Raw genomic sequence first — 22,298 nt, 5'->3', positions numbered from 1 at the left:
AGCGTTAGCCGAAAAGAGCGAGTTGCTTATGGATAAGAAGCGATGCTACCAGCTTATGGCAAACCATAGGTCGGTGGGCACCGTGTTCTTTATAAGGGCTTAATCTTCCAGTCTGCCGTGGTCACAGCCAAGCGACAGATAACGCTCCATCTCCCCTCTCAGCACCATCTGTGCATACTCCAAGGGCTTATTATACAGCAGCCAGTCCAGCTCTGCCCGCTGTGCCGGGGTGTTACCGTACTCGTCCTCCACAGCGATGCAGTCGATGGCAAGAGTGGTGCCATCTTCGAACCGGATTTCCACCCGGTTGGTGTCCATATTGAAGCGGCAGGAAAGCAGTTTGTTCATGGTGAACCTCATTTCTATATCAAACGGTGTCTGTTCGGATGTCCTAAACCCTGCCATAAAACCGGTGGTTGATTTGTCCATTGGGCTTTGTTTTGCCCGTCTGCACATTTTTGCACACTTTTTGCACACCTGAATAGCTGGATAACGGTTGCAAAGTATTACACTGTATGCAAACAATGCGGTGTGTGCAAAGGCGTGTTTTGCGATGATGCGATAAAAATAATGCTTCTTCGAACTTTTGAAATTTGACGAATGATGCACCTTGGATTCTTTTAATCAGAGGGCCAGGGATTCGAGTTCCCTCGAGCGCACCAAAATCCCACGAAGAATCTTACGATTCTTCGTGGGATTTTTTGTTTATACGCCATTTGCACGGTCTCTGCACGGTTTTTGCACGGTCCGCATTTTTCGTGTCAGATGGAGTAAGTCCGTGAATTACTCTGCAATTCGTGCTATTTTTTTGCAATTCAGGTCAGCAGAGCAAGGCGAAGCTGCGCTTTTACAGAGGGGTCTGCGTTCTTCAGAAGCTCCAGCAGTGCCGACACGGAGATGGTCGGTTCTGCTTCAACCGGGGCAGCCTGTACAAGTGTTGCTCCCGGCTTGTAGAAGCCTTCCTCGAACCTTTTACCCAGCTTCTTACGGGAATCCTGCTGGATGTGTGCATAGGTGTTGACCAGCAGATTGGCACTGGCGTGGCCCGTTGTGCCTTGCACAGCTTTCACATCGCCGCCGGAGATCATCAGTTGGTAGGTGGCACTGGAATGCCGCAGACCGTGAAACACAATGCGAGTGAACTCCGGGTGCTCGTCCTGCCACTTGATGAACTTTTTGCGGATGAGGATCGGCTCTACCGCCAAACCGTTGGGCAGGCGCAGCAGCATCCCGCTGTTGCGATAGCGTTCCGGGTCAACAGCTTCGTCCATTTCCAGACGCTTTAGCCAGTGCTTCAATTCCTCTTTCAACACGGCTGTCATGAAAATGGTTCGGTTGGAAGATGCTGTTTTAGTCTTTTTGAGCACCAGCGTTGTGGTACTGCCCTCGCGCTTATCCTCAAACTCCTGCAAGATGCAGCCCTTGCCCGTTTTTGCCAGCGATGCCTTTTGGACACGCTGCATACACTTGTTGATGCGGAACGTGCCTGTGCCGTCTGCTCCCTCAAAATCAAGATCTTCCGGAGTCAGGCCAGCAACTTCACCCTCGCGCAGTGCGCCCACCAGCGTAAGATGGACTGCCAGATGCAGAAAGGGGTCCTCCATGCTGGCAAGTGCGGCCCACATCTCGTCCGCATCCCAGATGGCACGCTCCTGAATCGACTTTTTAGGGCTGTCCACCGGAACGGGGCTTTTGATGAGGATGCCCCACTCCACCGCATACTGGAACGCTGTCCGCAGCAGGCGGTGCACCTCGTGGATGGTCGTGCCGGAGAGAAGCCGCTGCTGTTGTTTTTCCGAAAGCACCTGCTTTTTGCCCTCATAATACTGGCCGCAGGGCGTTTTGCTGAGGGTAGAATACGGGTCTTCTAGATGGTAAGGCTTGAGCTTTTGCATCTGCATATCGCCGATGTACGGAATAATGAGGTTCTGGACCGTTCCCAGATTGGATTGATAGGTCTGCGGTGCCCACTTGTGCTTGTTGCACTGTTTGGGAAGCCACTCCATCAAAAACTCTTTGACGGTGATGGTGGACGGAATCAGAAACGTTCCGTTTGCCAGTTCATGTTCGATTTGTTTTTTGCGGTTTATTGCCTCCTCTTTCGTGGAAAAACTTTCCCATTTGTTGCAGTTTTTACCCTGCTCGTCTTGGTAAGTATAGCGGACACCATAGGAGCTGCCGCGTTTCGTAATATATGCCATACGTTATCTCCTTTTTCAAGCTGCCCGGAGCCACGCATCGAAGCTGTCTTTCGGGACGCGGATGCTTCCGCCTACCCGCAGGACACGGAATTCGGTAGTGCTGTTGCACAGGTTGTAAGCAGAGCGCAGGCTGATGGACAGCATCTGCGCGATCTCTTCCACCGTGTACACCAGTGTTGTGGCTTTCAGGCTGTCAGTCGGAGACTTGACGGCATTGGTTTGAGTGACCACTTCCATTGTATCGTTATTCGGAATGGTCTGCAAGATATTTTTCGTATAATCAAAAGATCTCACAATTTCGGTCATTGCTGCCCTCCTTTTGTTAGGTGCATATTCGTTTAGTGTATCAGCCGATCAACGATTTCATGGATTCCAACTTTTTCTGTGCGTTCTCTTTGCGAAGACTTGCCCCGATGCAGGAAATTGGAACGCACATTTCCAGAATGCGGTCATAAATGCGGGCGTGAGCAGTATCCTGTGGATGCCGTATCTCGTTCAGCGGCAGGTTGGTGGTGACGATCAGCGGTTTTTGGCTGCGGTATCGGCTAGGGCTTAATTGAGCGTCCAGCAAAAACTTTGGAAATGGCAGATACCGGGGTAGCGGAGTACAAACGGTCAAATCATCAAACAAGCCAATCACCCTCCCTGTCTCTGCGATTCCAGCATTTTCAGGTGCTTCGAGCGGATAAATTCCAGATAGCGCTGCAGATTGTCAGAATACTTTTCAATTTGCTTCCAGTTTTCCGGCCCTGTCAGAAGATCTGGGTACTCTCGAAACGTGAGTTCCCAATTCTCGATAAAGGCGTCATAAGCACCTTCAATCGCAGCGATGTGGATGGAATGATCCGCAGATGCTTCAACAGATTTTTTCAGGGCTTTTTGATCACTTTCGGTCAGTGCCCTTTTGTGCCCTTGTACTTTTTTTGAAATGCCGATCAGAAATCGACTTCCGTCATCATCAAAAGATTCTACCTTCACGGAAGGGCTTTTTGTAGAGGAAGCAAGCTGCTTATCTCGCTCACTTTTCGGCTTGCGAAGTTCTGCAACGATTTCCGACCGCTGTTCCTTCGGAGCCTTAGCGATGGCACAGATCTCACGGTCAGCAGCTTTGATTTTCCCGTTTAGAATTTCCTCCCGGGCACCGGGTGCTGCTTCATCGGCAGCCTCCACGCCGTTCATGTACTTTTCGGCACGCTGCACATAACCCTCGCTGGTGCCGGTCTCGTTTGCGATCCGCTGCCGCGTAACGTGGCTGCCGGATTTGTTTTGGCAGGGATCATTTTGATCCGTGGCATCTTTCTTGGCGGATGTATACTGATTGCCGCGGTTTTGAGAGACCTGTTTTTCCATTTCATACCGCTTTCCAATCAGATACTTTCTACGCTCAGGTGTCAGGTTGCGCCGCCCAAGCTGATGATTGCAGATCCAGATCAGAGCCTCCTGATGGCTGGAAAACTCCATTTCTTTGATCTCATATTCAATAAACGAATGCTTCCGCAGGATGTTGTAGCGGTTATGCCCGTCCAGAATGGTTTTGTTCCACACAATGATCGGGTCTGTGAGCTTTCCGTCTCGAATCATGTTCATTTCAAGCTGCTGGAGCTCCTCAAAACTCAGCGGCAAAATTTGAGCGGAAAACTCGGGGTCTATTTTGAGATTGCTTAGTTTCAGCATATTGTTCGCCTCCTTTGACAACAGTGTACCGGTTTCCGCAGCAAAAGTTTATGGACTCGTAGTCCAAGTTACCCACCCTCTCAGTCCATGTGTTGTATACAATGATGCAAAATAAAAAATCCGAGCCAATTCTACGATGCTATAGTGTCATGTGGGTAAGATCAGGGAAACGGTGAAATTTGATAAGCTCAAAAATAGTGTTATTTTTAATTATGACGGGATAATTTGCAAAAAGCACTTGACATTGATAATCAAAGCAGAGTATACTTAACTCAGAGACAGAGTGAAATCCGCTCTGTCTTTCTTTTTCAAAAGCTTTTGTTCTTTATTGCACGTGACAGCAGAGGTGTGAAATGAATCTTGGAGAAATTGCAGATATCCGTAGCGGACTTGTCCTTTCTCGAAAACAGGCAAGCGCCGACTCCCCACAGGCGATCCGATACCACCAACTTAGTCTACGGGCGGTAAAAGCGGAAGGTGAGATTGATCCTGCTGAATTGGAGCCGTACTTCGCGAAAGAACCATTGTCCATGGACTATCTGACGCAGCCAAATGACATTGTAGTGCGCTTGACTGCCCCCTACACAGCAGTTTTGATTGACGACACCACACGCAACTTGGTGATCACGTCGAATTTTGTCGTAATTCGCATTCAGGGAACAGAGCTTGTGCCGGGGTATCTTTATTGGTATCTGAACACGCCGAAGGCAAAAAGGCAGATCTATCAAAATACCACCAAAAGTATGATCAGCTCCGTAAACGCAAGGTATTTTTGCCGCTTGGAGCTTCAGCTGCCATCGCCGGAAATACAACGCCAGATGGAAGCGCTTCGCTTGCTGGCACAGCAGGAACTACGCCTTCTGCGTAAGTTGGAAGTTGAAAAGCGAAGCTGCTATGAGGCGATGCTGGAACAAATGAATCACGCACAGAGGAAAGGATAACGACTATGACGACAAAATCGGAAATCGAACGCGTTCTTTGGAACGCCTGCGACAGCTTTCGCGGTAAAATTGACAGTTCCCGTTATAAGGACTACATTCTTTCCATGCTGTTCGTAAAATATCTGAGCGACGTTTCGGAGGAAAAACGAGAGCAATACCGGGAGCAATACGACGGTGATGAACGCCGTGTCGAGCGTGCCATGAGCCGTGAGCGTTTTAAGCTGGATGATACATCTACGTTTGGGTACCTTTATAAAAATCGCCATGATTCCGAAATCGGGCTGAAGATCAACACGGCACTGGCTTCTATTGAAGATCATAACAGCAGCAAGCTTCGGAACGTGTTTCGCTCCATCGATTTCAACTCCAATGTGGACTTTGGTACAGACATCAAGGCAAAAAATGCGACCCTCTGCAACCTGCTGGAAGACTTCCACGGACTTGACCTGCGTTCTTCTGCGCTGGACGGTTCTGACATTATCGGTGATGCCTACGAATATATGATCGGCAACTTTGCTTCGGACGCCGGCAAGAAGGGCGGAGAGTTCTTTACGCCGAGCAAGGTCTCCGAACTGGCAGCGGCATTGGTAGATCCGCAGGAAAATGACCGTATCTATGACCCGACCTGCGGCAGCGGTGGTCTCCTGCTCAAGGCATGCAAGCGCGTGCCGGACGGAAAAGTGGCAGTTTACGGTCAGGAATTAAACGCACAGACATGGGCTCTGTGCAAGATGAATATGTTCCTGCACGAGGTAGACGATGCCCGCATCTGGCAGGGCGACACCCTGAGCAACCCGCAGAATATCGAAAACGATAATCTGATGTTGTTCCAGTGCATTGTGGCAAACCCGCCATTCAGTTTGGACAAATGGGACAGCGGCTTCCTTTCCAATGCGGTTTTGGATGCCAAGGGAAAAAAGCCGGAAAAAATGAACGCTTCTCTGGACCCATGGGGGCGCTTTGATTGGGGCGTTCCACCATCTTCCAAGGGTGATTATGCTTTTGTTCTGCATATGCTCAACAGCCTTGACCGCAGTCAAGGCCGAATGGCTGTCGTGCTGCCCCACGGTGTACTGTTCCGCGGTGCGAGCGAGGGCAAAATTCGCCGCCAGATTGTTGAACACAACCTTCTGGATGCTGTGATCGGTCTGCCTGCCAACCTGTTTTACGGCACGGGCATTCCGGCCTGCATTCTGGTGTTCCGCAAGGATCGCATTAGCCGAGGTGTCGATAATGTTCTGTTCATCGACGCTTCCGCAGAGGGCAACTTCGAGAAAGGCAAGAACCAGAACCTTCTGCGAGACACGGACATCCAGAAAATTGTGGATGCCTATAAAAAGCGTGAAACCACGCCGAAGTACAGCTATCGTGCGACGCTGGATGAAATCCGGGAGAACGACTACAATCTGAACATTCCCCGCTATGTGGATACTTTTGAAGAGGAAGACCCGGTAGATATTCAGGCGGTGAAGAAAAATATTGCGGATATCGAAGCTGAACTGGCGCAGGTACAGGAGCAGATGAAAAAGTATTTGGATGAGCTGGGGTTGTAAAGCTTTATACGAGGCAATGCACAGTTTATGATGCAAAAATTCCGAAATATTGTAGTTTAAATTGTACATCGGCGTATGATATACTTTCTTATGAAAGGAAAGCAAGAGCATGGACGATGAAAGCCTATCGACTGCAAGAAGTAAATCGCAGGAGGAAGGAAAAATGGGAACATTAACAGATCTTTTAGGAACCGGTGAAGCTGCCACTGCATTAGGCGGAGTTATTACAGCATTGTTGGATAAATTGTCGCACGCTGTGGGTTGGTATGCAAACCATGATACGCCAAATCGCGTAGCAATAAATACCTATATTGCTGAAATCCAAAACAGTAACATTGATCCACTAATTAAAGCAGCTCGAATCAGTAATGCCAAAAAGATTATTCGCGAGTACTGCAACCAAGAAAACATTGTATCCATTGCCATACAATCTGTGAAAAGTGATGCAAAGCCAGAAAATATTGATGCTGACTGGTTGGCACAGTTCATGGATAAAGCTCGGCTTGTGTCTTCCGAAGAGTTTCAACTTATTTGGGGCAAGATTTTAGCGAATGAGTGCAATGAGCCAGGATGTGTACCAAGAGCCTTGTTGGAAATTCTTCCGCGGATGGACAAAGAGGATGCAGAAAACTTTTCTTTAATTTGCAGAATGGCTATTCGGATGGGCAAATCAGCATCGCCAATCATTGACACTGTCAATATTGATAAATATGCGCAGTGGGGCCTTGCACTTGATACGTTAATCGACTTAACATCACTTGGACTTATTAATACAAATTCCAATTCATATTTTTTAGCAAGTGAAACAGGTGAAACTACAGTTCAATATTTTGATGAAATCTACCCTTTATCTGAAACAAAGCGAATTGCTGTTGGCGGAGCAATCTTTACAAAAGCAGGTAAAGCCTTATACCATTCGATTTGCGTAGAAAAGCTAGATGGGTTTTATGAAAAAATATGTCTTCCGTATTGGAAAAGAGCAGAAAATGAACTTTGCAATATGGAGAAGAAGCTTCAGAAATATGGAATGGACTTATCTTATATCCGAGGAAAATAATCGTGATTATGGAACCAAAAAATTGGAATGTTTATTTATTCCGTGATATTCTCGAACGCGTTGAAGTCCCTGTTAATGTTGAATCAAACAAAAAATATGTCCAAATTGGTATTCGCTCTCACGGAAAGGGCTTATTTTATAAAGAACCAGTTTTGGGAAAGGCTCTTGGAAACAAGCAGGTTTTCTGGATTCAGCCCAATTGCTTTATTCTTAACGTGGTATTTGCATGGGAACAGGCAATCACAAAAACGACTGAAAATGAAATTGGTATGATTGGTTCCCACCGCTTTCCAATGTATCGCCCGAAGAATGATTTGGTAGATATTGATTACTTGATTTATTATTTTCTAACTAAGAGAGGAACAGATATTCTGGAAGCGGCATCTCCAGGTGGGGCTGGACGGAACCGAACCTTAGGGCAGGAACGTTTTCTGAAAAGTAAAATTACATTGCCTCCCCTTTCTGAGCAGCAAAAGATTGCTGCCATCCTTTCCACACAGGACAAAGTGATTGAGCTGAAAGAAAAGCTCCTTGCTCAAAAACAGCAGCAGAAAAAATATCTGATGCAGCAGTTGCTGACCGGGAAAAAGCGGCTGCCGGGATTTGGGGGTGAGTGGAAAACTATTCACTTGAATGAAATTTCATGCCGTAATGAAACCAAAAATACGGTTGGAAATAACAACGTTCTTACAATATCGGCGCAGTATGGATTGATAAATCAGACGGAATTTTTTGACAAAGTAATTGCAAGTGACGATAAAAGCAACTACTACTTGCTTTCAAAAGACGAATTCGCATACAATAGAAGTTACTCGAAAGGCTATCCGTACGGCACAATAAAACGCTTGAAGAGATATGTCCAAGGCGTTGTTTCGCCCCTTTATATTTGCTTTGCAGTAAACAAGAAATTGGCGTCCCTTGACTTTCTGGAACAATATTTTGAGACGAGTATTATAAATCGAGAAATTCAATCAATTGTTCAAGAGGGAGCAAGAAATCACGGAATGTTAAATATTGCTGTTGATGATTTCTTCAGAATCAAAATTACAATGCCAGAAACCGAAGAGCAGAAAGAAATTGCTAAAATTTTAAGGGTTGCTGACCATGAAATTGACCTGCTACAAAAATCTATTGAGGCCGAAAAGCAGAAGAAAAAAGCACTGATGCAATTGCTACTGATGGGGAAAGCGAGAGTAGAGGATGAGCAAAGACAAGACGGATAACGTGGATTTCGGAAAGAAAGCATGGAATTATTTGAGAAAAAATCCGTCATTGATAATTGCTGTTGTGTCGGCGATCGTCACGCTGACATCGGCAATTATGAGCTTTTCGTGCAGATTAGCGACAGTCACTTTCCTAAGATACTGGAATATTGATACCTTATATGCGGCATATAATGTACCGAATCTTGGATCTATTTTTGCGATATCTTTTATTTTTTTGCTATGCGGAACAATATCGATGTTCGTCGTAAAAAATACGGTTTCAAAATTCATCCATAATACTACAACGGGCAGATGTTGTAATCAAGTATTTCGGATACTCAGTCATAGAATAAACAAAGAAGATAAAGAATTAAAAAGTATGTACGCCGAGTTTTGGAACGATAAAAGGGCATCTGCGGATGATAGAGTCCATCTGGCTAGACTTGATGCACGAAGAATGTCTATCTATCTCCAGAAAGAGTTAATTCAGAAAGCACGAAAACTTGAAAAAATATTATTTTGGAAAGAAATTTGCAAAGGAGCATTTGAAATACTGGTCGTATGGGGGCTAGTAGCCATTCTATTTTGGATCGTTTTAGTTGCATTAACTGATATTGTAAACTTCGTAATGGTTACTATTTTAAGTGCCTTATATATGATAGAATTCATAGCAATGGCATTATTGGGGTCCGTTTCACAGTTAAAAGTCTCTGGGAAAAAAGCTGTCGAGACGAAACTGGATAAAGCCATTGAAAACAATAATAACACACTCTCTTTTGTGGATGAGATAAAAGAAGATGAAGAAAAAATTTTCAAAAGTGAAAGATTCGAGTTCTCAATAACATCATGGAAACGCTTTTTCTTAATATATATCTATATAATTGTTGCTCTTGTTATAGCTGCCGCATTAAGTGGGCGTGAAATGGCAAAAGATAAACGAATATTTGAATGCCTTGTCACTCCGAAAAAAACAGAAGTCGTAATTTTTTGTAATGAAAATTTTTATATTCTTGAAGAAGCTGAAATAAACGGAAACAGTATTACAATCAATACGTCAAATCAGCATATTTTGAAATCGGATGATATCTCGCTTGAAAAGATGACATTTGATACAGTTGTCAAAAAATAAGGAGGTCACCATGAACCTCGATAAATCCATTTACTCCGAAGCCAACATCAGCAAAAAGCCTGCGCTGGAACTGCTGCAGGCCATGGGGTATACATATCTCTCCCCAGAAGAATGCCGTCAGCAGCGCGGAAGTGGCTACCGGGTGCTGTTGCGGGATGTGCTGCGCGGTCAGCTGCGGAAACTAAACCGCTATACCTACGGCGGTGTGGAAAATGAATTTTCTGCAGTCAACATTGAGCACGCCATGGATGATCTGGAAATACCGCTGACGGACGGTCTTGTGCGCACCAGCGAGAAAATCTATGATGCGCTTATGCTGGGCACAAGCTATCCCGAAACTGTAGGCGAAGGAAGGCTGCTGAACTTCAACTTGAAGTACATTGACTGGGAGGACCCGACGCAGAACCTTTACCATGTCACGGAAGAATTTGCGGTGGAAAGCGCCGATGGACAGCATGATGCCCGCCCGGACATCGTGCTGTTTGTCAATGGAATTCCGTTTGCGGTGATTGAATGCAAGGCTCCGGATATCCCGGTGGAACAGGCCATTGAGCAAACCTGCCGTAACCAGCAGCCTCACTATATCCCCCAGCTTTTTGCGTTTGCGCAGATCGTAATGGCGACCAATAAAAACGAGGTGCGCTATGCGACAACGGGAACGCCGAAAAAATTTTGGAGCATCTGGAAAGAGCAGGATGCAGATTTCCTGAACCGGAAAATGGCTCAGCTGATCCCGGATCGGACACCAACGGTGCAGGATAAAGATATTGTTTCTCTGTTTACACCGGTCCGTTTGTTGGAACTGACAAAGTATTTCGTGCTGTTTGACTACAATGTGAAAAAGATCTGCCGATATCAGCAATATTTTGCGGTGAAGGAAATTCTGCATACAGTCAAACAGCGTGATGAAAAAGGAAACCGGTGCGGCGGTGTGATCTGGCATACACAGGGCAGCGGAAAAAGTCTGACCATGGTGATGGTGGCGAAATATTTGCTGCTGGAGCTGCAGGCAGACCATCCACGTGTAGTGATCGTCACCGACCGAAAAGAGCTGGATAAGCAAATCACAGCGACATTCGCGCACACGCGGCTTCGCCCTGCGCGTGCTACCAACGGGCGGCATCTGCTGGGATTGGTTACGGATGAGCGGGTGGACATCGTCACCAGCATCATCAACAAATTCAGCACTGCCGAACGGCTGGACGGTTGCAACAAATCTCGGGACATCTTTGTTCTTGTGGACGAAAGCCACCGCTCCAATTACGGCAAAATGTCACGTAAAATGCGGACGGTTTTTCCAAACGCCTGCTATATCGGTTTTACAGGAACGCCCTTGATGAAGAGCGAGAAGAACACCTTGAAAAAGTTTGGCGGACTGATTCACAAGTATACGATTCAGGACGGTGTGGCCGATGGTGCAATTGTTCCACTGATCTATGAAGGCCGCTTTGTGGAACAGAAAGTTGACGAAAAGAACATCGACCTATGGTTTCAGCAAACAACAAAACGTCTGACGGAATCACAGAGGGATGATCTCGCCCGGAAATGGAGCAGCATCCGACGACTGACCTCTACGGATGCACGCATCAAACGGATCGCTTTGGACATCAACGAGGACTTTTGCCGAACCTATAAAAATACAGGCTTCAAGGGAATGGTCGCCACCAATTACAAGCGGGATGCCGTTCGGTATCTGGAATGCTTTGAGCAATTTGGCGATCTGAACTGCGCTGTCGTGATCTCGGCTCCGGATCTGCGCGAAAGTGTGGATGATGCAGATGAAGGAGCAGACGACAAGGTAGTTGCCTACTGGAATCGGATGATGCAGCGCTATGGCAGTGCCGATGATTATGAAGAAGCAATCAAGGCACAGTATCATGCCGGAGAACTGGATCTTGTGATCGTGTGCAGCAAATGGCTTACCGGCTTTGATGAGCCGCTCTGCCAAGTGCTTTACTTGGACAAAGAACTTAAGGAGCACGGTTTGCTTCAGGCCATTGCCCGCACAAACCGCCTGTGCGAGGGAAAAAGCTATGGAATGATCGTGGATTACCGGGGCCTGATCAAAAAATTGGATGAGGCAATGGAGCTTTACAGTGGTGCTGGGCTGGAAAACTTTGATGGGCATGATCTGAAAGGCGTTGTGGTGGACGTGCTCTCTGCGATTGGAACGGTACGCAGCGATTATTCTGCACTGATGGAGTTGCTTTCGGCTGTTCCCGGTCTGACACTTGCCGGAACCGATGCAGAGGCGGTAGAGGTTTTCTTAGCGGATAGTTCGAAGCGGGAAGAGTTTTACAAACGGCTGTGTAACTTTGGTCGCTCCTTGAATCTTGTTCTGAATTCCGAAAAAACCTATGAGGCACTGGCAGTGGAAGAGCGGGAAAAATATATCAAAGCATTTGGCTTTTTCTCTGCGGTACGGCGCAGTGTGAAACCTCGTTATGGGGATTCAATCGACAATCGGGAATACGAACCTCTGATGCAAAACCTGCTGGACGTACACCTTTCAGTAGAGGGTCTGAAGCGAATCACCGAGCCGGTAGACATTCTGGACAGAGATGCGTTTGAAAAGGAATTAAACGAGTTGGGCTCACTGCGTGCCAAAGCTGATGCGATTCGCACACGGCTCGCCAAGAGTATCAATACGAAGTATCAGGAGAACCCAGCATACTATGAAAATTTTTCCAAGCGCATCAAGGAAGCGCTTGAGCTGTATAAAGCCCGGACGATAACGGAGGCAGAATATCTGGCCAAGATGCGGGATATTCTGGAGGATTACCGCACGGGAAAAAGCGCTATCGCATACCCGGATCGTATCCGAGCCAATGTCCATGCACAGGCGTTCTATGGTGTACTGACCGCGATTTTCTCCAATGAAAAATTGTCAGTGGAGCCTGATTTTGCCGCCGAGATGGCACTGGATATCACGACAATCATCGAAAAACATAGCCAGGTAGACTGGACCCACAATCTGACGATCCATGATCGAATCTCGCAGGATATTGATGATCTGTTTTACCGCTACCAAAAAGAAATGGGCCTGGTACTTTCTTTTGATGTGATTGACATGATTATTGAAAATGTTAAAACAGTTGCGTTGCGGAGGTTTGCATGATACAGATTTGTGCGGTTGAGACGGAGCATGGTTGTATCTGCTATCAGCTGGAACGAAAAAATGTACGCAATATCAACCTTCGGATTCGGACAGATGCCTCTGTTTATATTTCTGCTCCGAAAGATGTTCCGGAAAGCGTTGTTACGCAATTCGTGAAACGACACAGCCGTTACATTGCAGAGGCACAGCAGCATTTTCGGGAATTCCAACAGTATGCACCGCAGCCTCGACATTACATCAGTGGGGAAAGCTTTTCCGTTTTGGGGCGCAGTCTGCGTCTGCGGGTAGAGCAAGGAAAAAAAGACGATATACGTTCCGATGGCGTTTATCTCTATCTTACCGTAAAAGACACAGAAGATCAGGAACAAAAAAAGCGTCTTGTTGACCGTTATCTGAATAAGATGTGTCGCGAAATATTTCAGCAGACGGTGGATCAGCTTTATCCGATATTTCGGAAATATGATGTGCCATTTCCACGAATCCATATTCGATCGATGGATACTCGCTGGGGATCTTGTCTTCCACAGAAAGCTATCATTACATTGAACCGGCACTTGCTCGAAATGCCCGTCAGTTGCATTGAATATGTAGTATTGCACGAGTTTTGTCATTTTCTGTACCCAAACCACTCGAAGGATTTTTATGCTATACTGTCGACACTTATGCCAGATTGGCAGCAACGCAAAAAGCTGTTAGACAAAAATGCACAGTTTGAATGGAGTCAAAAATATGAAACGTTTTGTGGTGGTGAGAGCTGAAGGGTATATGACCAGCAGACCCGCAAGCAGTGTCTTCGTATATACAAAGACCATTTTGCGTTGCAAAATACTTGTTGGGAAATCCCAAACCCTTTCAAATCTGCACCGTCCCGACGCAGGCTGCGCGATGGAATCGCTGAATAGCACAAAGGCATGTTGGAGTCCAGATGTGAAAAAACGGCAAAGCAGATAAAATCCCCTTTACCGTCTCAAAAAATATTCTATTACGCTGTGATTGCGTTGGCGTTGACCTGCTTACAGCACTGACGATATTCGCTTCACCTTCAAGAACGGTCAAGAAATCAAGGTATAAAAGAACCGCCCCACCATCGGATTTACTCCGGTAGTAAGGCGGTTTTTCTGTGATATTATTCGGATCGCGTTGCTTTCAAAAATTCATCATAACTCTCCTGAAGTCTCTTATTTAAGTCGCCATAGAAATATTGTTGAATCTCTTTTTTATGGGTAGGAACATATTCATCCACCCAATTTTCCAAACACGCTGTCACATTCACTAAAAGCTCATTCAGATGCATATGGTAGGACCCTTCATGCGGCTGAGCTTCCTTTAGATAATTACTCTCCATCATCGCTCTCCAAGTATCGACAAATGTATCTGAATTGTCCATTTTTTTAGCCGCCATATTGATTGCCTTTATTTGGTCCTGTGCAATTCTGTACTGTCCCAATTCATAGCACATTTGATGGAATTCTAAAGGTACTTCATAAAACAAATTGCTTTCTAAAACATTAGACCAAAACCCAACTAAATCTCTTTTTATATCTTCCGGTAAATCTTCTATTAGCCTTCTGACCGATTTTTCAGATAACCCTGTTGCTTCACAGAATCTAATAACATCTGGATTTTCACTTTTAATTGAAGATAAGCCAAACAGGTAATCTGCTGAACATCCAAAAAAATCACAATACGCTTTGACATATCTACCCTGCAATTTATCTGTACCTTCTAAATTTAAGTGTTCCTGTATTCTGCGCGTCATACTTCCTATTATAGATATCTCGTCTTCAGATGCACTGTCTACAGGGACTATCTCCTCGGCATATAAAGCCTGCGCTAATTCTCTTGCCGTTGAAAGGTTTCGCTCCTCCATCAATTTCCACAATCTGTTATAGAAAATCTTTTCATTATCATGATTTATAGATTTGAATGCCATTATATCACCTCGTTAAAGACATATTTATCTTTTTTATGTTTACAAACGATTGAAACAGACGATTTTAAAGATTGATTCATCCGTCATCTAGTAGTATGATATAGCTACACCAAGGAACTGTCAATCCCAGACAAACATATATTTAGGAGGTTATCTATGAACAAACAAAATACTATGCAGCCACTCGGCGAAACGAAATCTCTTCAGAACATAGTCATCGATGAAGTCTGTCAAAAAATTTCTGATGCAGTAATCGATGCCGAAGCCACATCAGAAGAGAAATATATAACAAAACAAAAATTAATTGTGTCGGCCGATGACATGAACACCCAAGAACAGCTGGATGCTATGGACAGAAATTACGACCGCAGAAATCAGGAGCGTTGGCAAAACGTACTCTATTTTGCCGTAGTATCTTTTAGTGTAGTTGGAATAGCAATTGGTAGCCCTATTGCAATCAAAAACGTCCACAGACTTCTCTCAGCCGCATAAGTTAAACTGAAAAAGCCCGGAGTTTTCTACATTGTATGAATTTGATGTTGAAAATTCGACGTTTCGTCCTATTGACGGTTTTGTGCAGAGCAGCTATAATATAATTGAAATTATCATAATTCAAATTATATTAAGCGAGAGGTGCACGGTATGGACTTCATTGGCAGAACATCCGAACTGGCAACGCTGAATGCGGAGCTAGAGCACGGCAGCGGCTTTGTGGTGATTTACGGCAGGCGGCGTGTTGGAAAAACGACGCTGATCAAAGAGTTTATCAAAGATAAACGCGCGTTCTACTTTTTGGCAACCACAGAAAGTGAAGCCCAGAGCATGAAGCGGTTTGCCGGAGTGCTTTCCCGCACTACTAAGAACCCCATGCTCAGCAAGGTCACATTCACCGACTGGCTGGATTTATTCCAAGTGGTAGCAGATGACCACCCGGACGAGAAAAAGGTGCTTGTCATTGATGAATTTCCGTATCTGGTCAAGACGAACCCGGATTTCCCGTCCATCTTGCAAAACGCATGGGATGAAGTGCTGAAAGACCATAACGTGATGCTGGTTCTCTGCGGTTCCCTCATCAGCATGATGAAAAAACACGCACTTGCCTACGACAGTCCGCTCTATGGCCGTAGAACGGCACAGATTCGGCTTATGCCGCTGCAATTTACGGATGTGTATGCGGCGCAGAACCTGTCGTTTGAGCAGGCTGTGGAGCAGTATGCCATCACGGGCGGCGTACCGAAATATATGGAGTTTTTCCAGACGGACGAGCCGCTGGTGGAGCAGATTCGGCGTGTGGTACTGTCGAAAAATGGCTTTTTGTATGAAGAACCGGATTTCTTGCTCAACGAGGAAGTGCAGACGCCTATCAACTATTTCTCCGTGCTAAAAGCGATTTCGGACGGCAACCACAAGCTGAGCAAGATCGGTATGACGATGGAGCAGGACACGTCAGCTATTACGCCGTACCTGAAAACACTGATCGACCTTGGTTTTGTTATCAAGAACGTTCCCATCACCGAAAAGAATCCAGAGCGTTCCCGGAAAAGCCTGTACTATGTTTCGGACAACTTCATCCGCTTCTGGTTCCGCTATGTGTACCCGTTCAAGGGAGAGTTGGAACTGGACAACCAACAGATCGTGCTGGACGAGATGGGCAAAGACTTCAAGCAAAAATTTGTGGCTTTCGCTTATGAGAGCATCTGCCGGAATATCTTTGCGGAACTGTGCCGAAAGGGGCAGATCGAATTTGCGCCCTCACGCATTGGCTCTTACTGGCGAAATGATAATGAGGGCGATACGGAGATCGACGTTGCTGCGGTGGATAATCAGCATAAGCGGCTGTTCCTCGGTGAGTGCAAGTACCATGCGAAACCTGTGGATGTGGCGGTCTACTCTGCTTTGCAGGAAAAGGGGCAGTCCAAAGAACTTACAACGGCGTTTAAGGGCTACGAAATTGTGTACGGGCTGTTCTCCAAGAGCGGCTTTACAGATCGACTGGTGGAGATGGCTGCAGAGAATCCGAACTTGATTTTGATTCAGGAAGACACTGTTTATGAGAACAATATAATTTGAATTATCATAATTAGGATTATATTGTTTGGATATGTCCTGCGTACTATGTTTAGCGAGCAAGCATATCCCGTGGAGTGCGGGAACTCGCTATATTTTTGTAAAAAGTATCGACATTGACGAAGAAAGTATCGCTTTCGATATATTGCGTTCCCCAAAAGTATCGACTTTCGATTGAGCATATTATCGTGTATCGCGTTTTTTCCTTGCAATGCCACATCAACGGTGTATAATACTTTTAGAGGATAGCGGCGTTGACCAGCTATCGGTGGCATTGAAGCAATAGACTGGTTCGGCATCAGCCTGTTGTAGAGCCAAACCGTGGGTTTAGCGAAAACCACAAGCCGAATAGATTTACCTGAATCGAATGAAAACGCAAAATGTCCGCTCACCAGGGGGCCTTAGCTCCATAGGTGGGCGGATATTTTTTGCTATTCGGCGGCGAACTGGATAGCAGCAATATAAAAGGGACACCTACTACACCGTGGTGCTGTCCAATGTCCCTTGCGACTGATTTTATTGTTGTCCGCCAACCTCAGGCTCCTATGCCCTGCATCGCTTTCGGGTTTTATCGCTGCCCGCCAGCCTCAAGCCCTTACGTCTTGCATCAGATCGGATTTTAGGTGTCAGCCACACCAGCGGAGTGACGTCCGCTCTCCTGTTTATAGTATATTCGATTGGTACTCAAATGGCAATGGCCTTTCGAAGTAATCAATCTTCCAGCTTGCCGTGGTCGCATCCCAGCGAGAGATAGTGCTCCATCTCTCCTCCCAGCACAAGCTGTGCGTACTCCAGCGGCCTGTTGCACAGCAGCCAGTCCAGCTCTGCCCGCTGTGCGGGGGTGCTGCCGTACTCGTCCTCCACGGCGATGCAGTCGATGGCAAGAGTGGTGCTATCCTCGAACCGGGCTTCCACCCGGTTGGTGTCCATATTGAAGCGGCAGGAAAGCAGTTTGTTCATGGTGAACCTCATTTCTATATCAAACGGTGTCTGTTCGGATGTCCTAAACCCTGCCATAAAACCGGTGGTTGATTTGTCCATTGGGCTTTGTTTTGCCCGGATGCGCACCCGCAGAAAGCTCTCCCTCGTCAACCTGCCCAAAATACGCCCTGAAAAGTTTACTTGACGTGATTTTAAAATCAATATATAATTGGGTTAGAAACCAATTATGGAAAAGGATGATTTCCAATGGCGCGCAGATACGACAGCAAAGAAGCAAAACGGCGGATACTGACCGCCTGTGTCCGGCTTTTTCTGGAAAAAGGCTACACGAACACCAAGGTTGCAGAAATTTTAAAGGAAGCAGATGTTTCTGCCGGGTCGTTCCAGAATATTTTCCGCACCAAGGACGGTGTGCTGACCGAGCTGATCGGCATGATGTTCAGCAGGCAGTTCGGCGCGGTAAGGCCGCTGGCGGCAAACGCCCCCTCGCCGGTGTACCTCTACGCGGTGGAAACGGCTTTGCAGCTGGCGATGACCGAGCTGAGCGAGAATCTGCGGGATATCTATGTGGAAGCGTACACCTTCCCCGCCACGGCGGAGATCATTCACCGCAGCACCACGGCCGAGCTGCAGGCGGCGTTCAGCGCGTATCTGCCCGGGTGCGCCGAGTGCGATTTCTACGAGATGGAGCTGGGCACGGCTGGCATGATGCGCGGCTACATGGCACGGCGGTGCGACCCCTACTTTACGCTGGAGCGCAAAATACGGCGGTTCCTGAGCATGAGCCTGAGTGCGCTGCAGGTCCCCGCGCAGGAGCGCGAGCAGGTCATCGCTTTTGTGGCGGAGATCGATATGCTTGCCCAGGCGCGGAAGGTGGTAGATGCCGTGCTTGCATCGCTGTCCGTGCAGTTTGATCTGAAAGGATAACAAGGTTTGATGACAAGGAGGGAGCAACATGAAAAAATGGCTGATCCGGTGTTTGACGGTGCTGGCAATGGTGTGCCTGATACCGGGGATCGTGTTAAAAGCGGCGGCAGAAACAGTCCCGGTGTACTGCGCCTTCTGTGGGATTAGGGAAGAACGTGAGGTTCGCAGATACGAAAAATATGATTCGGCCTATCATAAGGTTTGTGTAGATGCATGCCAGAACTGCCACAAGGATGGCAATGTTACGCATTTACAGGTACATACCGGCGGTACCCAAGGTCCCACCTGCACCGAGGGCAAAATCTGTGAAGATTGCGGCGCGGAATACGACATCCCCGGTCACGCATGGGGCGAGTGGAATCCTAACGGCGACGGCACGCACACCCGCATATGCACGAACCCCAACTGCGACGCAAAAGAAGAGAACGTACCCTGCGGCGGCGACCCCAACGCGACCTGCATCACGAAGGGAAAGTGCACCACTTGCAAAGGGCAGTACGACGGCGGTCACGACTTGGTGCATCACGAAGCGAAAGCCGCCACCTGTACGGAGATCGGCTGGAAGGCTTACGACACCTGCTCCCGCTCCGGCTGCAACTATACCACTTATCGAGAAATCCCCGCACTGAAACATGATTTTGTGTACCACCAAGCAAAACCCGCCACCTGTAAGGAAATCGGCTGGGATGCTTACAAAACCTGTTCCCGCTGCGACTATAACACCTATGCAGAGGTGCCCGCACTGAACCATGATTTGGTGCCTCACGAAGCGAAAGCCGCCACCTGTACGAAACCCGGCTGGAACGCTTACGACACCTGCTCCCGCTGCGACCATACCACCTATGCGGAGCTGCCCGCACTGAATCATGATTATCAGGCTGTTACCGTAGACCCCACCTGTGAAACAGACGGCTATACTGTTTTTACCTGCTCCCGCTGCAAAGACAGCTACACCGCAGACCCGACCGATAAGCTGGGACACCAGTTCGGTGCATGGTCCCCGAACGGAACCGGCGCTCAGAGCGCCGATTGTCTGCGGCAGGGCTGCGCGCACACCGGCAGCACTGATTGCCGGAAGTTTACTTTCCGCACTGCGGAAGGCGAAACGCTGACCTTCTGCCCCGTGTGCGGGCAGGCAGAAAACGCCGCGCAGCTGGAAAAGATCGAAGCCGCAACGGCGTGGACTATCAGCGGCAGTCTTTCTGCGGAGGATGTGACCGCACGGACGAACGGGGAATACCTGAGTGTGGCATTTGAGACTGCCGGCAGTCTGACGCAGCCCACCGGTCTGGTAAGGCTTGCGCTGCCCGCCGGACTGCTGGAAGGCAAAACGCTTGTGCGCATTGCCCCGGACGGCACGCAGACGGAGATGCCTTTTGAAGCAAAGAACGGCAAACTCATCTTTACGCTGGATTTTGCAAACAGCGGGCTTCCCGTAATGCTCTTCCGCCTGCTCCCCCAGACCGCCGCCCTCTGAGCGCTTTTACAGCGCACAAACGATAAACCGCAAAATGCCCGCCCACCTGTGGGAAACCACGGTGGGCGGGCATTCTTTTATGTTATGGTTATGTGCGTTTTGCCCTCAGCCGCACACGCTGCCATCCGGGGCAAAGAACTGCACGTGCTTTTGCCACTGGGTAGGGCTGATGGTGCGGCGGTAGCAGTCGGTCAGGGCTTCCACTGCAGTCTCCGGGGCAAGGGGCGCGCAGCCCGGGCAGTCCAGCACCAGAATGCGGAACCACGCGTCAAAAAGATGCTCGGTGTAGTGGGTGTCCCACGCGCCGCAGCGGGCGTAAAAGCCCAGCCGCCGCACTGCCATGGCTGCGTCCTCGGCCTTTTCCGGCATTTCGGCTTCAATTAAAATGGCCTCGGCGGTGTCCTCGTGGGCGGGCAGCTGCGCCAGCAGCTGCGCCCCAATGCCGTGGGCGCGGTAGGCGGGCACTACGGCAAAATAATCCAGCTGGCTCATCCGGCAGCCCTCGGGACGCACCATCAGCAGATAGGCGGCAAGGGTGTCCCCGTCAAACACGCCCCATGTGTGGGCAGTGCCATCCGCTTCGCTGTTCAGGATCATGCTCAGGGGCTTCAGCTCCCCGGCAGGAAAGTCCCGGCGCATCTCGTTCAGATACACATCGGTCAGCTCCGGGCCGGTGAGCAGCCGCCAGATAAACGCAGGCTCTCTCATACGATCCGGTTTCCTTTCTGGATGACAGCCTTGATGTTCAGCTCCTTGTCCGCAAGGATCACGTTGCCGTAGCGTCCGGCGGCAAGGCTGCCGTAGTCGTTGTCCACGCCAATGCTCTTGGCGGGGTTCTCGCTGGCGGCGCGGACGGCGCTTTCCAGCGGCACGTTCATCTCCAGCACGGCGCGCTTCATGCAGTCGTACAGACAGGTGTTGCTGCCCGCAATGGTGTCCGGGTGCTCGGTCAGGGTGGCGCGGGGCCCCTTGACCGTGATGGCCTGTCCGCCCAGACTGTATTGACCGTCCGGCAGGCCGCAGGACATAGCGCTGTCTGCAATCAGGCAGACGCGGTCGTCCCCGAAGGTGTTGAAGGTGAACCGCACCACGGCGGGGTGGATGTGCACGTTATCGGTGATGAGCTCCACCTCGGCATCGTGCTCCATGGCCGCAATGATGGGACCGGGCGCACGGTGGGTGATGCCGGGCATGGCATTGTACAAGTGGGTCATGTGGGTGGCACCGGCTTCAAAGGCCTTGACGGCGGTGTCGTAGTCGGTGCAGGTGTGGGCGATGGAGATGCGCACCTCGTTATGGCACTCCTTGATAAAGTCCAGATTGCCCGGCTCTTCGGGTGCAACGTCCACCAGCTTGATCAGACCGTTTGCACGCTTCTGCAAACGGCGGAACATGGCGGCGTCTGCGCCCTGCACATACTCCGGGTTCTGTGCGCCCACCTTTTTGGGGCTGATGAAGGGGCCTTCCATGTTGATGCCCACAAGGTCGGCACCCTTGCCGTTTTTATGGGCGGCAGCGGCGTCCATTACCTTGTTCAGGATCTCCTCGGGGTAGGTCATGGTGGCGGGGCAGATGGCCAGCACGCCCTTGCTGGCCTCAAAATCCGCCAGCGTCTGGATGGCCTCCTCGGTGCCATCGCAGAAATCCTTGCCCATTGCCCCGTGGAAGTGGATATCCACAAGGCCCGGCAGGGCGTACAGCCCCTCGGCGTCCAGCACCTCTTCGCCCTCTTCCGGGGCGGCAAAGGGCACGATACGGCCATCGCGGATGATGATGGTGCCGCGCTCAAAGGTGTGGCGCGGGGTATAGACCAGTGCATTCTGAAGGATCATACAAAACACCTCGTTCTTTCCTTGAAGCCGTTTTCATAAGCATTGCACCCCGCTTACGAAAACAGCTTCTTGCTTTTCACCCAGTATAGCACGCCGGGTGTTTTTTCAAAAGTCCTTTTGTGTGAACATTGTACCGCTGTGCAAAAAGAGCGAGCCGCCGGGAGGGGGCGCTGTGCACCCCGCCCCCGGCGGCCCGGTTCATACTGCAAAATCAACCAGACTTTTGCAGTTCATTCTTTTCA

The 22,298-nt window shown here is 48.6% G+C and carries 19 protein-coding genes and 1 pseudogene; 11 read left to right on the top strand and 9 right to left on the bottom strand.

Annotated features, from left to right (window positions below; all coding sequences use genetic code 11):
* Positions 1-99 precede the first annotated feature (99 nt).
* The 5 genes and pseudogenes from C4N24_RS12570 to C4N24_RS12545 form a co-directional block, all read right to left on the bottom strand.
* Positions 100-348 (bottom strand): DUF6061 family protein, encoded by a 249-nt coding sequence (locus tag C4N24_RS12570; protein ID WP_112091696.1) that lies wholly within the window; start codon positions 346-348, stop codon positions 100-102.
* 467 nt (positions 349-815) lie between these two features.
* Positions 816-2,201, bottom strand: a complete 1,386-nt coding sequence (locus tag C4N24_RS12560; RefSeq protein WP_112091695.1) for a site-specific integrase — start codon at positions 2,199-2,201, stop codon at positions 816-818.
* Positions 2,202-2,216: 15 nt separating this feature from the next.
* Positions 2,217-2,507, bottom strand: a complete 291-nt coding sequence (locus C4N24_RS12555) for a helix-turn-helix domain-containing protein (protein WP_112091694.1) — start codon at positions 2,505-2,507, stop codon at positions 2,217-2,219.
* Between the two features lie 40 nt (positions 2,508-2,547).
* Positions 2,548-2,748: pseudogene (locus tag C4N24_RS12550) on the bottom strand (ATP-binding protein); the annotation flags it as partial.
* An 89-nt stretch (positions 2,749-2,837) separates the two neighbouring features.
* On the bottom strand, positions 2,838-3,875 hold the full coding sequence (locus C4N24_RS12545) for a hypothetical protein (RefSeq protein ID WP_112091693.1): 1,038 nt from the start codon (positions 3,873-3,875) through the stop codon (positions 2,838-2,840).
* Between the two features lie 353 nt (positions 3,876-4,228).
* On the opposite strand from C4N24_RS12545, the gene C4N24_RS12540 reads away from it, so the two are divergent.
* The 7 genes from C4N24_RS12540 to C4N24_RS12505 all read left to right on the top strand — a co-directional run bounded on the left by C4N24_RS12540 (position 4,229) and on the right by C4N24_RS12505 (position 13,636).
* Positions 4,229-4,816 (top strand): restriction endonuclease subunit S, encoded by a 588-nt coding sequence (locus C4N24_RS12540; RefSeq protein ID WP_112091692.1) that lies wholly within the window; start codon positions 4,229-4,231, stop codon positions 4,814-4,816.
* Between the two features lie 5 nt (positions 4,817-4,821).
* Positions 4,822-6,369 carry a type I restriction-modification system subunit M gene (locus C4N24_RS12535; RefSeq protein WP_181573091.1) on the top strand — a complete coding sequence of 516 codons (1,548 nt, stop codon included), beginning with the start codon at positions 4,822-4,824 and terminating at the stop codon, positions 6,367-6,369.
* 109 nt (positions 6,370-6,478) lie between these two features.
* A complete protein-coding gene (locus tag C4N24_RS12530) occupies positions 6,479-7,426 on the top strand; it encodes a DUF2806 domain-containing protein (RefSeq protein ID WP_112091690.1) in 948 nt (315 codons plus the stop codon).
* Between the two features lie 8 nt (positions 7,427-7,434).
* On the top strand, positions 7,435-8,649 hold the full coding sequence (locus tag C4N24_RS12525; protein WP_146746808.1) for a restriction endonuclease subunit S: 1,215 nt from the start codon (positions 7,435-7,437) through the stop codon (positions 8,647-8,649).
* A complete protein-coding gene (locus C4N24_RS12515) occupies positions 8,627-9,760 on the top strand; it encodes a hypothetical protein (protein WP_146746807.1) in 1,134 nt (377 codons plus the stop codon). The genes C4N24_RS12525 and C4N24_RS12515 overlap by 23 nt, the downstream gene beginning before the upstream one ends.
* Before the next feature lie 10 nt (positions 9,761-9,770).
* Positions 9,771-12,878 (top strand): type I restriction endonuclease subunit R, encoded by a 3,108-nt coding sequence (locus C4N24_RS12510; RefSeq protein WP_112091686.1) that lies wholly within the window; start codon positions 9,771-9,773, stop codon positions 12,876-12,878.
* Positions 12,875-13,636, top strand: a complete 762-nt coding sequence (locus C4N24_RS12505) for a M48 family metallopeptidase (protein WP_112091685.1) — start codon at positions 12,875-12,877, stop codon at positions 13,634-13,636. The genes C4N24_RS12510 and C4N24_RS12505 overlap by 4 nt, the downstream gene beginning before the upstream one ends.
* Positions 13,637-14,004: 368 nt before the next feature.
* On the opposite strand, the gene C4N24_RS12500 is transcribed toward C4N24_RS12505, so the two are convergent.
* Positions 14,005-14,811, bottom strand: coding sequence for a hypothetical protein (locus tag C4N24_RS12500; RefSeq protein ID WP_112091684.1), 807 nt, complete (start codon positions 14,809-14,811; stop codon positions 14,005-14,007).
* 156 nt (positions 14,812-14,967) lie between these two features.
* On the opposite strand from C4N24_RS12500, the gene C4N24_RS12495 reads away from it, so the two are divergent.
* Entirely contained in the window at positions 14,968-15,303 is a 336-nt protein-coding gene (locus tag C4N24_RS12495) for a hypothetical protein (protein ID WP_112091683.1), read from the top strand.
* Positions 15,304-15,453: 150 nt separating this feature from the next.
* Positions 15,454-16,881, top strand: coding sequence for an ATP-binding protein (locus C4N24_RS12490; protein WP_112091682.1), 1,428 nt, complete (start codon positions 15,454-15,456; stop codon positions 16,879-16,881).
* 708 nt (positions 16,882-17,589) lie between these two features.
* On the opposite strand, the gene C4N24_RS12485 is transcribed toward C4N24_RS12490, so the two are convergent.
* Positions 17,590-17,838: a DUF6061 family protein gene (locus C4N24_RS12485; RefSeq protein WP_112091681.1), complete on the bottom strand. Its 249-nt coding sequence runs from the start codon at positions 17,836-17,838 to the stop codon at positions 17,590-17,592.
* Positions 17,839-18,066: 228 nt separating this feature from the next.
* On the opposite strand from C4N24_RS12485, the gene C4N24_RS12480 reads away from it, so the two are divergent.
* Both C4N24_RS12480 and C4N24_RS12475 read left to right on the top strand, forming a co-directional pair.
* Positions 18,067-18,747 carry a TetR/AcrR family transcriptional regulator gene (locus C4N24_RS12480; protein ID WP_112091680.1) on the top strand — a complete coding sequence of 227 codons (681 nt, stop codon included), beginning with the start codon at positions 18,067-18,069 and terminating at the stop codon, positions 18,745-18,747.
* 28 nt (positions 18,748-18,775) lie between these two features.
* Positions 18,776-20,224, top strand: a complete 1,449-nt coding sequence (locus tag C4N24_RS12475; protein ID WP_112091679.1) for a hypothetical protein — start codon at positions 18,776-18,778, stop codon at positions 20,222-20,224.
* A gap of 105 nt (positions 20,225-20,329) precedes the next feature.
* On the opposite strand, the gene C4N24_RS12470 is transcribed toward C4N24_RS12475, so the two are convergent.
* Positions 20,330-20,932: a GNAT family N-acetyltransferase gene (locus tag C4N24_RS12470; protein ID WP_112091678.1), complete on the bottom strand. Its 603-nt coding sequence runs from the start codon at positions 20,930-20,932 to the stop codon at positions 20,330-20,332.
* Positions 20,929-22,056 carry an N-acetylglucosamine-6-phosphate deacetylase gene (gene nagA / locus C4N24_RS12465; RefSeq protein ID WP_112091677.1) on the bottom strand — a complete coding sequence of 376 codons (1,128 nt, stop codon included), beginning with the start codon at positions 22,054-22,056 and terminating at the stop codon, positions 20,929-20,931. Before nagA ends, C4N24_RS12470 begins: the two co-directional genes overlap by 4 nt.
* Positions 22,057-22,298 lie beyond the last annotated feature (242 nt).

This window comes from Faecalibacterium prausnitzii (assembly GCF_003287405.1).
GTDB classification, from domain to species: domain Bacteria; phylum Bacillota; class Clostridia; order Oscillospirales; family Ruminococcaceae; genus Faecalibacterium; species Faecalibacterium intestinale.
Note: the sequence above shows the minus strand (reverse complement) of the source record. Positions and strands in the feature narration are given on the sequence as shown.